Genomic DNA, 13,925 nt, shown 5'->3' with positions numbered 1-13,925 from the left:
TTCCAGCCAGAAGATGAGTCATTATTTATGGCAATTGTGTGATTTTGTCGCATAAGGCGAAGGAGCAAGCGGAAAGAAAATGACTGATGAAGATGTGTGGGCCTTGTGCCTTAGGCCCACGAGCCTTAACGATCAAAACCGCGCGCTGACGCCGACGTTATACATAAACTGCTCGCCGCTGCTCAGGCCGCCGGTTTGCGAAACGGCGGCGAACGCCGCCACCTGATCGGTCAGCGGCATGTTCGCCCCCAGCGTCACATCCACCCAGTTTTTATCCTGCCCAGCGCTGTCGCGGGTGAACGAGGTTTGCGTGGACTTCAGCCCACCGCCGGCCCGATAAACATCGTCGCCAAACTGATGCTGATAGCTCACCTCGGCATACGGATTAAACAGGCCAAATTGGCTGTCCAGCCGCCAGCCCAACGCGCCGATCTGCGAATGATAGGTCTGGTCGTTAAAACGCATTGAGGTACTGTTGTTGCCATCCTCGCTGTAACCGGAGACGTTGCTGTAATCCCAGGCAAACTGCGCCATTGGGCCGGTCGTCAGATAAGAGGTGATCGGGAAATCATAACCGGCGGTGAGGCGTGCGCCCCACTGCTTGCCGGAGGTCGAGCCGGTTTCGGTGCGGGTTAGCGGCCCGAGCTGCATGCTGCGGCGAATATCGTCGTAATCCATCGTCGCGTAGTGCAGATCGGCATTCACCCAACCGTGCTCAAACAGATCAAGGGCGGTAAAGGCCGACAACAGCAGGCCCCGCGCCTTGTATTCATAGCGGCTGGACGGCTGCTGATCGTCATTGGAACCGGATATCAGTGCGCCAATCAGCCAGCCTTCGGCCAACTGATAATCTACCCCAACCGTCAGATTATGGGTGGTGGCATTGCCGTCGCCCGCAGCCTTATTGGCCGAGTAATCATAATGCTGCCCGGCATAGCCGCCGAAGACGCCCAGCGATCCCTGCGGGTTGTCGCCATTGCGCAGTTGCTGAAAACGGCTGTCGAGCGTCGCGCGGCTGTCACGCGCCATCGCCGCCGTCGCCTGATTCAGCGCCACCACCTGCGCCGGGCCATCCAGCACCGCCTGAATATAATCGGCAATCAACAGATGCGCCTGCGGGCTGGGGTGAAAATGATCGGAGAACAGATAGGACTGACTGGCGTCGAAGCCCGGCGTGGCGGAACTGCACACCGCCGACGACACCCCGGCCGGACAAGCCATGCCGGCGGTATTGGCGAAGCCAAACTGCGCCGGATTGGCTATCGCCTCGGCGAACAGCTTGTTCACGTCGACGCGAACAACATTGCCACTGCCCTGCGCCAGCAGGCGATCCTCACTCTGGTTATAAAAATCGGTCAGTTGCGCGGCCTGAGCGCTCAGGCTGTCAAAGGCGGCAATCAGCTGTGCGGCGATCGCCTGCTGCACCTGCGGGATTGCGCTGGCCTGTGCGGCGGCGGAAGTCAGCGCCTGATGGATAGCCTGGGTGCGCGAAGCATTATCCGGCGTAGTCAGTGAATTGAGGGTGGCATAGGCCGCCTGTACTGCGGCGCTCTGCACCGGCGTCAGCGCCTGCTGGATAATCAGCTCCATCAGCTGCGGCGTTGAACCAATATTCGGTACCGTCGGTACGATCACCGTACCGGCGCCGGCATTCAACAGCGAACGAACCTGCACCGCGGCGGCGGCTGCACTGTTATAGGCCACGTCCGACGCGGTTGTCGGGTTTAACGCCGCCGCCGCCAGATCGTTGCCGCCAATCCAGTGAATATACAGACCCTCGCCATCGGCCCGGCCATCGACCCGGCCAAGGTAGCTCTGCACCTGATCCTGAGTATTGTCCGCCGGGTTAAGCGCCGGCACCGCCACACCGCCGCCGGCGGCATAGTTGTAGCCGCCGTCGTCCGACGCCACCAACGCGGCGCCGATGCGTTGCGCCAGCACTTCGTCATACAGCAGGTGTTTATTGCCGTCGTAGGTAAAGCGGCCATTGTTGCCGGTATCGCTCAGGCTATCGCCAAATACGTAAACCTGGTCATAGGCCAGCGCCGGGGTAGTCATACTGCATAATATCGCCACTGCAAGCACCGCCGGGCGGGGCATGCGAGTTATTTTTAGAGGCATGAAGAGACTCCTGAGAGCCAGCAAATGAAGGAAACCCGTTTTTTATCATTGGCCTTTTTCTGCCTGCGGCCATCTAGTAAATATTGCTGGCTTTTCCGTCACGTCAAGCCAGTTGATGATAAAACAATCAGGGGCTTGCCAAGCTTGCCGCTTCAGGCGATGATTACTGTAAATAAACACAGCTTAAGGACAGGCAGTATGGCCAGCGAACGTTGCGGTTGGGTGACGGCAGATCCGTTATATCTCGACTATCACGATAAAGAATGGGGCGCACCGACCACCGATGCGCGTGAACTGTTTGAAATGCTGTGCCTGGAAGGCCAGCAAGCCGGGCTTTCCTGGATCACCGTGCTGAAAAAGCGTGAAAATTACCGTCGCGCCTTCCACAATTTCGATCCGCAACGGGTGGCGGCCATGACCGAGCAAGACGTGGAAACGCTGCTGCAAGACAGCGGCATCATCCGCCATCGCGGCAAAATCGAAGCCATCATCACCAACGCCAGAGCCTACCTGGCCATGGAAGCGGCCGGCGAAGATTTTTCCGCCTTTATCTGGGGCTTTGTCGGCGGCGAGCCACAGCTCAACGGCTGGCAAGCGCTGAGCCAGGTGCCGGCGAAAACCGAGCTGTCCGATGCCTTGTCCAAAGCGTTGAAAAAACGCGGCTTCAAATTTATCGGCTCCACCATCTGTTACGCCTTTATGCAGGCCTGCGGGTTGGTGAACGATCATCTGACCGGGTGTATTTGCTACCCAAAGCAGAAATGATCCGCCCCTGCCGCCCGGCCGATATTCCGCGGCTGATGGCCCTGTGGCTACCCAGCACCATCGCCGCCCACCCGTTCGTGGTGGAAAGCTACTGGCGGGAAAGCGCTGTGCTGGTGCGGGATAGCTATCTGCCGCGGGCGCAAAGCTGGGCGTATTGTCACGCAGGGGAGATCGTCGGGTTTATCAGCGTGCTGGATGACCGTTTTATCGGCGCGCTGTTTGTCGAACAAGCCTTTCACGGCCACGGCGTCGGCCAGGCGCTGATGACGCACGTACAGCAGCGCTATCCCCGGTTGAGCCTTGAGGTGTATGAGCAAAATCTGCGTGCCTGCGCGTTTTACCGTAAGCAGGGTTTTCAGGTATCCCAACGGCTGTACAATGAAGAAACTCAGGCTTATACGCTGATCATGAACTGGCCGCCGGCCGTCTGAACCCTGTCGATTTCGCTTAAAAATAACGCATCCCGCACCGGGATCCGGTCAATTCAGAATCCGCTGCATGGTATTCCTCTGATTTTTCCCTGATAACAGGCTCAGCTTCTATCTGCTTGTTAAGGAAAAAACATGAAACGCATTGCGATTATTGCCGGCGCGGTGAGCGTTGCGCTCACGCTGTCAGCCTGTACCACCAACCCGTACACCGGGGAATCTGAAGCCGGTAAATCCGGTATTGGCGCCGGCATTGGCGCAGCGCTGGGTGCCGGCGTGGGTATGATCTCCTCGTCGAAAAAAGACCGCGGCAAAGGTGCGCTGATCGGCGCAGCAGCCGGTGCGGCGCTGGGCGGCGGCGCGGGGTATTACATGGACGTGCAGGAAGCCAAGCTGCGCGACAAAATGAAAGGCACGGGCGTCAGCGTCACCCGCCAGGGCGACAATATCGTGCTGAATATGCCGAACAATGTCACCTTCGACAGCAGCAGCGCCACCCTGAAACCGGCGGGTGCCAACACCCTGACCGGCGTTGCCATGGTGCTGAAGGAATACCCAAAAACGGCGGTTAACGTGATCGGCTACACCGACAGCTCCGGTTCCCGCTCCCTGAACATGACCCTGTCGCAGCAACGCGCCGACGGCGTGGGCAGCGCGTTGATCACCCAGGGCGTAGCGGCAAACCGCATCCGCACCTCAGGCGCAGGCCCGGATAATCCGATCGCCTCCAACAGCACGGCGGAAGGCAAGGCGCAAAACCGCCGCGTCGAGATCACCCTCAGTCCGCTGCAGTAATCCCGTGCGGGGCGCCAAGCCCCGCCGCTTCTCGCTTTGCGCCTATCCCTTAGTCACACACAACCTGCCATTCAACATTCCCGGCCCCACGCCGGGTGTGGTAGTCTCCTTGGCAATTAACCGCAGGGGAGATCGGCAGTGAGCACTGTTAAGGCAATGCGCGCTTCGGGGCGCGCCACCATCAGCGATGTGGCGAAAACCGCCAAAACCGGCAAGACCAGCGTATCGCGCTATCTGAATGGTGAGCAGCACCTGCTTTCTGACGATCTCAAACAGCGCATCGAACAGGCAATCCACCAGCTCGACTACCGGCCGAGCCAGATGGCCCGCAGCCTGAAGGGCGGGCAAACGCGCCTGATTGGCCTGATCATCGCCGATATCACCAACCCCTACTCGGTGGACGTCATGCGCGGCATCGAAGCCGCCTGCCGTCAACACGGCTTTACCCTGCTGGTGTGTAACACCAATAACGAGGTCAATCAGGAGCAACACTACCTGCAGTTGCTCAGCAGCTACCGGGTGGAGGGCATCGTGGTCAATGCCGTCGGCATGCGTGAAGAAGCCTTGTCGACGCTGCAACAATCCATGCTGCCGATGGTCCTGATCGACCGCAAAATCCCTGATTTTGCCTGCGACGTGGTCGGCCTGAACAACCATGAGGCGGCGACCACCGCCACCGAACATCTGTTGCAGCAGGGATTCGAAGCCATCCTGTTTCTCAGTGAACCCATCGGCACGGTCAATACCCGGCTGGAGCGACTGCACGCCTTTAACCAAACCATGGCGCAACATGCCGGGCTGCTGGCCGAGCAGGCCGAGACGCCGCTTAACGACCTGAAGCAGTTGGAAAGCGTGCTCAGTGGCTTTAACGCCCGCCACCGCGGTATGCGCAAGGCGGTGATTTCCGCCAACGGCGCGCTGACATTGCAGGTCGCGCGCGCCATGCGCCGGCTGGGCATTCAATGGGGCAGCGACATCGGCCTGCTCGGCTTTGACGAGCTGGAATGGGCCGAACTGGCGGGGGTAGGCATCACCACCTTGAAGCAGCCGACCTATGAAATGGGCCACGCGGCGCTGGAACAACTGGTGCAACGTATTCAAGGCCTGGATGCGCCGATCGGCGAACAGATGTTCTCCGGTGAGCTGATCGTGCGCGGCTCCACCACCCGCTAACCTCCTCTTTCCCCAGCAGTGGCGCGGTTTACGGCGCCTCGCTGCTTCCCTCGAAAGACTATTTTTTGCTCATGTTCGTGATTGCGATCATATTTTTACATTCTGTCGCTTTCACCTGGAACCGGTTCCATTTAACGTACCCTTAACAGCAGCGGTGGGAATAACGCCACCTCAGGAGCCAAAATGAAAAGAGAAATTATCGTAGTGACCGGCGCATACGGCACCGATGTGGTTCAGCAACAGGGTGGTCAAGCCGCTTTACTGCCGATCATTGCCGGGGCGGGCGCGGATGGCGTGGAAATCCGCCGCGAGCTGTTTTCCGCCCAGGAGCTGGAAAGCCTGCCGGCGCTGGCTCAGGCGATTGAACAGCAGCAGCTGTTTGCCGTTTATTCCGCTCCTGAAGCGCTGTTTACCCCACAGCATACGCTGAACCCAAACCTGCCGGCGCTGCTGGCGGAAGCTCAGGTGCTGCATGCACGTCAGTTGAAACTCTCCCTTGGGCATTACCAACCGGGCTTCGATTTTACCGAATTGAAAGTGGCGCTGGAGCAGCACCCGGTCAAGCTGGTGGTGGAAAATGACCAGACCCCTGACTGCGGCATCCTGTCGCTGTTGAATGCCTTTTTCCATGCGGCGGAAGACAACCGCCTGCCGGTCAGCATGACGTTCGATATGGCCAACTGGCACTGGGTGGGGCAAGACGCCTTCGCCGCCGCAGAACGCCTGGCGCAGCACGTCAGCTATGTTCACGTTAAAGCCGCCATCCACGGCCCGCGCGGCTGGCGCGCAGTGGCGCTGGACGACACCGACGGCAGTTGGCGCGAACTGCTGGCCCGCCTGCCGCTGGACGCGCCGCGTGGCATCGAATTCCCTCTGCAGGGTGACAGCCTGGAAGCCGTTACCCGCCACTACGTTAACCTTCTGCGTGCGGAGTAAACATCATGACAACGCTGACCGCGGCGCGTAATGCGCCATTGGACGTAGTTACGCTGGGTGAGGCCATGGCGATGTTCGTGGCCACGCAAACCGGCGATCTGGCTGAAGTCGAGACCTTCACCAAACGCATTGCCGGTGCCGAGCTGAACGTGGCGATTGGCCTTGCGCGCCTGGGCCTGAACGTGGGCTGGGTCAGCCGGATCGGCAACGACGCTTTCGGCCGTTTCGCCCTGCAACAGCTGAAAAAAGAAGGCATTAACTTCCAGCAAGTCACGGTAGACGGCAACTATCCGACCGGTTTTCAGATCAAATCGAAAACCACGGATGGTACCGATCCCAGCGTGGAATATTTCCGCAAAGGCTCAGCGGCCAGCCATTTGTCGACCGCCGACTTTAACCGCGATTACTTCAGCTCCGCACGCCATCTGCACCTGAGCGGCGTGGCTGCGGCCCTGTCCGGCCAATCGCTGGAACTGTGCAACCATGCCGCCCGTGAAATGCGCGCCATGGGCAAGACCATTTCATTCGATCCCAACCTGCGCCCGGTGCTGTGGTCCAGCCAACAGGTGATGATCGATCAGTTGAACAAGCTGGCGTTCGCCGCCGACTGGGTACTGCCGGGGCTCAAAGAGGGGCAAATCCTTACCGGCCAATCCACGCCGGAAGGCATCGCCGATTTCTACCTGGAACGCGGCGTGCAAGCGGTGATCATCAAAACCGGCCCGGACGGCGCCTGGTTTAAAACCGCCGCCGGCGATCGGGCCACGGTGCCGGCGATAAAAGTCAGCAACGTAGTGGATACCGTAGGTGCAGGAGACGGCTTTGCCGTTGGGACGATCAGCGCCCTGCTGGAGGGCAAAACGCTGAAACAGGCGGTGCAACGCGGCAATAAAATCGGCTCGCTGGCGATCCAGGCCATCGGCGACAGCGAAGGGTTGCCAACCCGCGCGGCACTGGCTGAATAAAAATAACAAACAAAATCAGTTAACAGCCTTCTCCGAACGGCACACGCCTCTGGCCCTACAACCAGACTCGCCGGGAGAGCAATACCCAATGATTTCCAAGTTGCCGCGTTGTTGGCTGCAGCTTGAAAGGCAACGGGAATACGACACCACTGAGGAATCTGAACATGAATACAGTCACTCTCGCGGCCAAACGCTGGTGGTACATCATGCCCATCGTGTTTATCACCTACAGCCTGGCCTACCTCGATCGCGCTAACTTCAGCTTTGCCTCGGCCGCCGGCATCAACGACGATCTGGGCATTACCAAAGGCATGTCTTCGCTGCTGGGCGCGCTGTTTTTCCTTGGCTATTTCTTCTTCCAAATTCCCGGCGCGATCTATGCCGAACGCCGCAGCGTAAAAAAACTGATCTTCTGGTGCCTGATCCTGTGGGGTGGCTGCGCCTCGTTGACCGGCGTGGTCAGCAATATCCCGATGCTGGCCGCCATTCGCTTTGTTCTCGGCGTAGTGGAAGCGGCCGTGATGCCGGCGATGCTGATTTACATCAGCAACTGGTTCACCAAATCAGAACGTTCACGCGCCAATACCTTCCTGATCCTCGGTAACCCGGTCACCGTGTTGTGGATGTCGGTGGTTTCCGGCTACCTGATCCACGCCTTCGGCTGGCGCGAGATGTTCATCATCGAAGGTATTCCGGCGGTACTCTGGGCCTTCTGCTGGTGGGTGCTGGCGAAAGACAAGCCGGCGCAGGCCAAATGGTTGAGCGAAGACGAAAAATCGGCGCTGCAAAAGCAGCTTGATGAGGAGCAGAAAGGCATCAAGGCGGTGCGCAACTACGGTGAAGCCTTCCGTTCACGCAACGTGATCTTGCTGTGCGTACAGTATTTCGCCTGGAGCATCGGCGTGTACGGCTTCGTGCTGTGGTTGCCGTCCATTCTGCGCAGCGGCATGCAAATGGGCATGGTGGAAGCCGGCTGGCTGTCGTCGGTGCCTTACCTGGCGGCGACTATCTCCATGATCCTGGTGTCTTGGGCTTCGGACAAAATGCAGAACCGCAAACTGTTCGTCTGGCCGCTGCTGCTGATCGGCGCGCTGGCGTTCTTCGGTTCCTATGCCGTCGGCACCAACCATTTCTGGGTTTCCTACGGTCTGCTGGTGATCGCCGGCGCGGCAATGTATGCCCCGTACGGGCCCTTCTTCGCCATCATTCCGGAAATGCTGCCGAAAAACGTCGCCGGTGGCGCGATGGCGCTGATCAACAGCATGGGTGCGCTGGGCTCCTTCTTCGGCTCCTGGTTCGTCGGCTACCTGAACGGCGCGACCGGCAACCCGTCAGCTTCTTATATGTTTATGGCGATAGCGCTGGTCGTGGCGGTCGTCGTGACGCTGATCGTCAAACCCGCTCGCAACGAGGTTCATCCACAAGTAGCCTGATCTCGTTATACTTTATTTTCTGTTGAACATACCCGATGGATTTCAGGTTGTAGCCAACAACGCTGCAGCCTGAAAGACAAAGGGTATTGCTGGAGTTCGTGATGAAGCCTTCTATCGTATTGTACAAAAGCATCCCCACCGAATTGCGTCAACGGCTGGAACAGCACTTCACCGTGCACGCCTTCGACGGCCTGTCGCCGGATAACCGCGACGAGCTGAAACAAGCGCTCGCTCAGGCGGAAGGGATCATCGGTTCCGGCGGCAAGATTGATGAAGCTTTCCTGCAACAAGCACCCAAGCTGCGCGCCGCTTCAACCATTTCCGTCGGTTACGACAATTTCGACGTCGACGCGCTTAACGCCCATAACGTGGTGCTGATGCATACCCCGACCGTGCTGACCGAAACCGTCGCCGATACCATCATGAGCCTGGTGCTGGCGACGGCGCGCCGCGTGGTGGAAGTGGCCGAGCGGGTAAAAGCCGGTGAATGGCAAGGCAGCATCGGGCCGGACTGGTTTGGCGTCGACGTGCACCATAAAACCCTCGGCATCCTCGGCATGGGCCGCATCGGCTTGGCGCTGGCGCAGCGTGCTCATTTCGGCTTCGGCATGCCGATACTGTACAACGCCCGCCGCACCCACGAAGAGGCCGAGACGCGTTTTAACGCCCGTCGCTGCGATCTGGACACCCTGTTGGCCGAGTCCGATTTCATTTGCATCACGCTGCCGCTGACCGAAGAAACCTTCCATATGATCAGCCGCGACCAACTGGCGAAGATGAAAAAGAGCGGTATTTTGATCAACGCCGGCCGTGGCCCGGTGGTGGATGAAGCCGCACTGATAGAAGCGTTGCAGAACGGAACGATCCACGCCGCCGGGCTGGACGTCTTCGAGAAAGAGCCGCTGCCGGTCTCTTCGCCGCTGCTGACGCTGCCGAACGTGGTGGCACTGCCGCACATCGGCTCCGCCACTCATGAAACCCGCAATGCGATGGCCGAATGCGCGGTAGATAACCTGATTGCCGCCCTGACCGGTACGGTAAAAGAAAACTGCGTCAATCCGCAGTTGCTGAAGAGGTAACTTGCCAGGATGTCAGCAGGTGACCCACTGGCATCCTGGCAAAACTACCAACCGCCTTTCGGTGGGCGTCTCCGTATATGAAATATCCTAAGAATATGTATTTCATTGCTTTTAACTCTGTAAGGGATCAGATAAGGAAAGGTCTGCATCACGATTTCCCGGGTTCCCATCACTCTGCCGGCCCGGCCCAGGGCCGGATTTGTAACCAGTAAACTCACTAAACGAAAAACCTCCCTGGCAAATTCTGTCGCTACCTGCGGACTCTCCAGATAAAGCCACTCGTATTCATCGTCAAAATTGCTTGCGGCTTTCCTTAGCCATTTAATTTTCAGCGTTATCACTCACTCCCATCCTCTTGAAGCGGGCTTCCATTTCATCATCAGCAGCAAAATCCCCCTTATCCGCCTCAGTGATGGCCTGTTGAATTTCCGCAATCTGCCAGGCTTCACGGTTGATGAAATCCCGGATAGCCTGCCCGGCCAGAAATGATTTTGTTCGGCCGGTCGCTTTGGCCAAAGCTTCTAGCTGCTCACTGAGATCTTCCGGGAGTCGAACGGACATCACGCTCATAGGTCACCTCACACTACAATGTATACATTGTAATATAGATTAAAAAAACACCGGATAACAGACGGGGTTCTCCCCCTTCTCCCTCCTCCCTGAAAATACGCCATCGGGATGAGGCTATTTTTTCTTCATTTGTCACACTGAGCGTTACCCCAGAATAAAAACGCTTCCTGCCACGCGTAAGGAGAGCCATGAAACGCCTGACCCTACCCCTGCTGATGCTGCTGTCACCGGCCGCACTAGCAAGCTGGACGCTGCAAAGCTTCCCGACCTTTGACGAATCCACCGCCGGGCTGTTCACCAGCCACGCCACGCTGCCCAAGGGCGAACTGCCGCTGAAAATTTATCAGGATCGGCAATGCTGGCAGCCGACCGCGGCGGCCAGGCTGAACCAAACCCTGTCGCTGCAACCTTGCGGCGATGCCCCACCGGTCACCTGGCGGTTGTTCCGCGACGGTGAATACCAGGTGCGCGTCGATACCCGCAGCGGTACGCCGACGCTGCAACTCAGCCTGAAAACGGCCCCACAGGCCGCCGCCGCAGCGGTAACCCGCACCTGTCAGCGCTGGGACGGCAAGCCCGTCACCCTTGACGTAGCGGCGACCTTCACCGAAGGCGAAACAGTGCGCGATTTCTATTCCGGCCAAACGGCCAGGGTCAGCCAGGGCAAAGTGACCCTTCAGCCTGCCGCAGGCAGCGGCGGCATGCTGCTGCTGGAATCCGCCGGCACGGAAAAACCGGCACCGTTCAACTGGCACAACGCCACGGTCTATTTCGCACTGACCGATCGCTTTGAAAACGGCAACCCGGCCAACGACCACAGCTACGGCCGCCGCAGCGACGGCATGCAGGAGATCGGCACCTTCCACGGCGGCGATCTCGCCGGGCTGACGCAAAAGCTGGATTACCTGCAACAGCTTGGCGTCAACGCACTGTGGATCAGCTCGCCACTGGAACAGATCCACGGTTGGGTCGGCGGCGGCACCAAAGGCGATTTCCCGCACTACGCTTATCACGGCTACTACGCACTGGACTGGACCCGGCTCGACGCCAATATGGGCACCGAGCAAGACCTGCGCAAACTGGTCGAACAGGCGCACCAACGCGGCATCCGCATTCTGTTCGACGTGGTGGTGAACCATGTCGGCTACGCCACCTTGGCCGATATGCAGACCTTCCACTTCGGCTCGCTCTACCTGAAGGGCGCGGAGATCGAAAAAACGCTGGGTAAAAACTGGGGCGACTGGCGGCCTGGTCCAGGGCAAAACTGGCACAGCTTCAACGATTACATTAATTTCAGCGACAAGGCAGGCTGGAGCCCGTGGTGGGGGAAAAACTGGATCCGCACCGATATCGGCGACTATGACTCGCCGGGTTATAACGACCTCACCATGTCACTGGCCTTCCTCCCGGACATCAAAACTGAAGCGCCCGGCGCCAGTGGCCTGCCGCTGTTCTATCGCCACAAACCCGACACCGCCGCACAGGATATTCCCGGTGCCACGACCCGCGACTACCTGACCACCTGGCTCAGCCAATGGGTGCGCGATTACGGTATCGACGGCTTCCGCGTCGATACCGCCAAGCACGTGGAGAAACCCACGCTGGCGCTGCTGAAACAGCGAGCCACGGCGGCGCTGGCGCAATGGAAAGCCGCCAATCCACACCAGGCGCTGGATGACGCCCCATTCTGGATGACCGGCGAAGCCTGGGGCCACGGCGTGATGAAAAGCGACTATTACCAGAATGGCTTTGACGCGATGATCAATTTCGACTTTCAGGATCAGGCTTCGCAGGCGCTGAGCTGTTTCTCCAGTATCGACGCCACTTACCAGCAAATGGCCGACAAGCTGCAGGATTTCAACGTACTGAGCTATCTCTCCTCGCACGATACCCGGCTGTTCTTCGCCAGCGATGCCAAAGGTTCGCTGCCATTGCAGCAGCGTGCGGCAGATTTGCTGCTGCTGGCCCCGGGGGCGGTGCAAATTTACTACGGTGATGAAAGCGGCCGCCAGCTCGGCCCGACCGGTTCGGATCCGCTGCAGGGCACGCGTTCCGATATGAACTGGCGTGAACAGCAAGGTGCCAAAGCGCCACTGCTGGCGCATTGGCAAAGGCTTGGGCAGTTCCGTGCCCGCCATCCGGCGATCGGGGCCGGTGTGCAACAGTCGCAGCAAACCGCAGGCTACTATGCCTTCAGCCGCCGGCTTGGCGACGACAAGGTGATGGTGGTGTGGGTCGGCGATCGGTCACATTAATTCAGTACAATCTGCTGGAAAACAACCACCGGGTGAAGTTTATCCCCGGTGGTTGTTTTATGAACCGCATTGCGCCGAAAATTATCTGGCGGTATGGTGGGCGATTACCTGCTAAAAACAATACTGCTGCACCTATGACTTTTTCACTTTTCGGCGACAAATTTACCCGTTACGCGGGCATTACCCGTTTAATGGATGACCTGAACGAAGGCCTGCGCACGCCCGGTGCCATCATGCTCGGCGGCGGCAACCCGGCGCAAATTCCAGAGATGGAAAGCTACTTCAAACAGCTGTGCCAGGACATGCTCGACCAGGGCAAACTGACCGAGGCGCTGTGTAACTACGATGGCCCGCAGGGCAAAGACGCCCTGCTGAAAGCGCTGGCTACTTTGCTGCGCGACGAGCTGGGCTGGCAGATTTCACCACAGAATATTGCACTAACAAACGGCAGCCAGAGCGCGTTTTTCTACTTGTTTAACCTGTTTGCCGGGCGTTATGCCGACGGCAGCCGTCGCCGCGTGCTGTTCCCGCTGGCACCGGAATATATCGGCTACGCCGACGCCGGGCTGGACGAGGGTCTGTTCGTGTCGGCCAAGCCCAATATCGAGCTGCTGCCGGAAGGCCAGTTCAAATATCACGTTGATTTCGAACACCTGCATATTGGCGACGACATCGGCATGATCTGCGTGTCGCGCCCGACCAACCCAACCGGTAACGTGATCACCGACGAAGAGCTGATGAAGCTCGATCTGCTGGCGCAGCAACGCAATATTCCGCTGGTGATCGATAACGCTTACGGCGTGCCGTTCCCCGGAATTATCTTCAGCGAAGCGACGCCGCTGTGGAACCCGAACATCATCTTGTGCATGAGCTTGTCCAAGCTCGGGTTGCCCGGCTCACGCTGCGGCATCGTGATTGCCGATGAGAAAATCATCAGCGCCCTGACCAACATGAACGGCATCATCAGCCTGTCACCGGGCAGCATGGGGCCGGCGATGGCAGCGGAAATGATCGAACGCGGCGATCTGCTGCGCCTGTCGAACGAGGTTATCCGCCCGTTCTACAAACAGCGCGTTGAACACACCATCGAGATAATCCGCCGCTATCTGTCGCCAGAGCGTTGCCTGATCCACAAACCGGAAGGGGCGATTTTCCTTTGGCTGTGGTTCAAGGATCTGCCGATCACCACCGAGCTGCTGTATCAGCGCCTGAAAAAACGCGGCGTGCTGATGGTGCCGGGCCACTACTTCTTCCCGGGGCTGGAGCATGAATGGCCGCATACTCACCAGTGCATGCGGATGAACTACGTGCCGGATCCGGAGAAAATCGAGCGCGGCGTGGCGATTTTGGCGGAAGAGATCGAACGCGCGCACCAGGAAGCGGGCTGATGCCTGAGCCGGGGCGC

13 protein-coding genes are annotated in these 13,925 nt (G+C 58.8%); 10 read left to right on the top strand and 3 right to left on the bottom strand.

What is annotated here, in order from left to right:
• Positions 1 to 132: 132 nt before the first annotated feature.
• On the bottom strand, positions 133 to 2,121 hold the full coding sequence (locus SPL01S_RS08845) for an autotransporter outer membrane beta-barrel domain-containing protein (RefSeq protein ID WP_063198879.1): 1,989 nt from the start codon (positions 2,119 to 2,121) through the stop codon (positions 133 to 135).
• Between the two features lie 198 nt (positions 2,122 to 2,319).
• Here SPL01S_RS08845 and SPL01S_RS08840 point away from each other — a divergent pair, with 198 nt between their 5' ends.
• The 8 genes from SPL01S_RS08840 to ghrB all read left to right on the top strand — a co-directional run bounded on the left by SPL01S_RS08840 (position 2,320) and on the right by ghrB (position 9,695).
• Positions 2,320 to 2,886, top strand: coding sequence for a DNA-3-methyladenine glycosylase I (locus SPL01S_RS08840; RefSeq protein WP_062869118.1), 567 nt, complete (start codon positions 2,320 to 2,322; stop codon positions 2,884 to 2,886).
• Positions 2,883 to 3,317 carry an N-acetyltransferase gene (locus SPL01S_RS08835; RefSeq protein WP_062792224.1) on the top strand — a complete coding sequence of 145 codons (435 nt, stop codon included), beginning with the start codon at positions 2,883 to 2,885 and terminating at the stop codon, positions 3,315 to 3,317. Before SPL01S_RS08840 ends, SPL01S_RS08835 begins: the two co-directional genes overlap by 4 nt.
• A 132-nt stretch (positions 3,318 to 3,449) precedes the next feature.
• Complete coding sequence (locus tag SPL01S_RS08830; protein ID WP_063198876.1) at positions 3,450 to 4,109, top strand: OmpA family lipoprotein; 660 nt, start codon at positions 3,450 to 3,452, stop codon at positions 4,107 to 4,109.
• 156 nt (positions 4,110 to 4,265) lie between these two features.
• Positions 4,266 to 5,282, top strand: coding sequence for a LacI family DNA-binding transcriptional regulator (locus SPL01S_RS08825; protein ID WP_063198874.1), 1,017 nt, complete (start codon positions 4,266 to 4,268; stop codon positions 5,280 to 5,282).
• 183 nt (positions 5,283 to 5,465) lie between these two features.
• On the top strand, positions 5,466 to 6,218 hold the full coding sequence (locus SPL01S_RS08820) for a sugar phosphate isomerase/epimerase family protein (protein ID WP_063198872.1): 753 nt from the start codon (positions 5,466 to 5,468) through the stop codon (positions 6,216 to 6,218).
• Positions 6,219 to 6,223: 5 nt separating this feature from the next.
• Complete coding sequence (locus SPL01S_RS08815; protein WP_063198870.1) at positions 6,224 to 7,183, top strand: sugar kinase; 960 nt, start codon at positions 6,224 to 6,226, stop codon at positions 7,181 to 7,183.
• Between the two features lie 164 nt (positions 7,184 to 7,347).
• The gene (locus SPL01S_RS08810; RefSeq protein ID WP_062869113.1) at positions 7,348 to 8,616 is read left to right on the top strand and encodes an MFS transporter; all 1,269 of its coding nucleotides are present in this window, start codon (positions 7,348 to 7,350) and stop codon (positions 8,614 to 8,616) included.
• A 101-nt stretch (positions 8,617 to 8,717) separates the two neighbouring features.
• Positions 8,718 to 9,695 (top strand): glyoxylate/hydroxypyruvate reductase GhrB, encoded by a 978-nt coding sequence (ghrB, locus tag SPL01S_RS08805; protein ID WP_062869112.1) that lies wholly within the window; start codon positions 8,718 to 8,720, stop codon positions 9,693 to 9,695.
• Between the two features lie 44 nt (positions 9,696 to 9,739).
• On the opposite strand, the gene SPL01S_RS24500 is transcribed toward ghrB, so the two are convergent.
• Positions 9,740 to 10,036 (bottom strand): type II toxin-antitoxin system RelE/ParE family toxin, encoded by a 297-nt coding sequence (locus SPL01S_RS24500; RefSeq protein ID WP_373282281.1) that lies wholly within the window; start codon positions 10,034 to 10,036, stop codon positions 9,740 to 9,742.
• A complete protein-coding gene (locus SPL01S_RS08800; protein WP_063198868.1) occupies positions 10,017 to 10,265 on the bottom strand; it encodes a CopG family ribbon-helix-helix protein in 249 nt (82 codons plus the stop codon). The genes SPL01S_RS24500 and SPL01S_RS08800 overlap by 20 nt, the downstream gene beginning before the upstream one ends.
• Before the next feature lie 188 nt (positions 10,266 to 10,453).
• On the opposite strand from SPL01S_RS08800, the gene SPL01S_RS08795 reads away from it, so the two are divergent.
• On the top strand, positions 10,454 to 12,520 hold the full coding sequence (locus tag SPL01S_RS08795; protein ID WP_063198865.1) for an alpha-amylase: 2,067 nt from the start codon (positions 10,454 to 10,456) through the stop codon (positions 12,518 to 12,520).
• Positions 12,521 to 12,654: 134 nt separating this feature from the next.
• Complete coding sequence (locus SPL01S_RS08790) at positions 12,655 to 13,908, top strand: valine--pyruvate transaminase (protein ID WP_062869746.1); 1,254 nt, start codon at positions 12,655 to 12,657, stop codon at positions 13,906 to 13,908.
• Positions 13,909 to 13,925 lie beyond the last annotated feature (17 nt).

It is taken from the genome of Serratia plymuthica NBRC 102599, from assembly GCF_001590925.1.
GTDB classification, from domain to species: domain Bacteria; phylum Pseudomonadota; class Gammaproteobacteria; order Enterobacterales; family Enterobacteriaceae; genus Serratia; species Serratia plymuthica.
The sequence above is the reverse complement of the archived record's forward strand: the minus strand, read 5'-3'. Positions and strand labels throughout refer to the sequence as shown.

Excerpts from the sequence above, each read along its gene's own strand:
- SPL01S_RS08845 (WP_063198879.1), bottom strand. The coding sequence starts at position 2,121 with ATGCCTCTAAAAATAACTCGCATGCCCCGCCCGGCGGTGCTTGCAGTG.
- SPL01S_RS08840 (WP_062869118.1), top strand. The coding sequence starts at position 2,320 with ATGGCCAGCGAACGTTGCGGTTGGGTGACGGCAGATCCGTTATATCTC.
- SPL01S_RS08835 (WP_062792224.1), top strand. The coding sequence starts at position 2,883 with ATGATCCGCCCCTGCCGCCCGGCCGATATTCCGCGGCTGATGGCCCTG.
- SPL01S_RS08830 (WP_063198876.1), top strand. The coding sequence starts at position 3,450 with ATGAAACGCATTGCGATTATTGCCGGCGCGGTGAGCGTTGCGCTCACG.
- SPL01S_RS08825 (WP_063198874.1), top strand. The coding sequence starts at position 4,266 with ATGCGCGCTTCGGGGCGCGCCACCATCAGCGATGTGGCGAAAACCGCC.
- SPL01S_RS08820 (WP_063198872.1), top strand. The coding sequence starts at position 5,466 with ATGAAAAGAGAAATTATCGTAGTGACCGGCGCATACGGCACCGATGTG.
- SPL01S_RS08815 (WP_063198870.1), top strand. The coding sequence starts at position 6,224 with ATGACAACGCTGACCGCGGCGCGTAATGCGCCATTGGACGTAGTTACG.
- SPL01S_RS08810 (WP_062869113.1), top strand. The coding sequence starts at position 7,348 with ATGAATACAGTCACTCTCGCGGCCAAACGCTGGTGGTACATCATGCCC.
- ghrB (WP_062869112.1), top strand. The coding sequence starts at position 8,718 with ATGAAGCCTTCTATCGTATTGTACAAAAGCATCCCCACCGAATTGCGT.
- SPL01S_RS08800 (WP_063198868.1), bottom strand. The coding sequence starts at position 10,265 with ATGAGCGTGATGTCCGTTCGACTCCCGGAAGATCTCAGTGAGCAGCTA.
- SPL01S_RS08795 (WP_063198865.1), top strand. The coding sequence starts at position 10,454 with ATGAAACGCCTGACCCTACCCCTGCTGATGCTGCTGTCACCGGCCGCA.
- SPL01S_RS08790 (WP_062869746.1), top strand. The coding sequence starts at position 12,655 with ATGACTTTTTCACTTTTCGGCGACAAATTTACCCGTTACGCGGGCATT.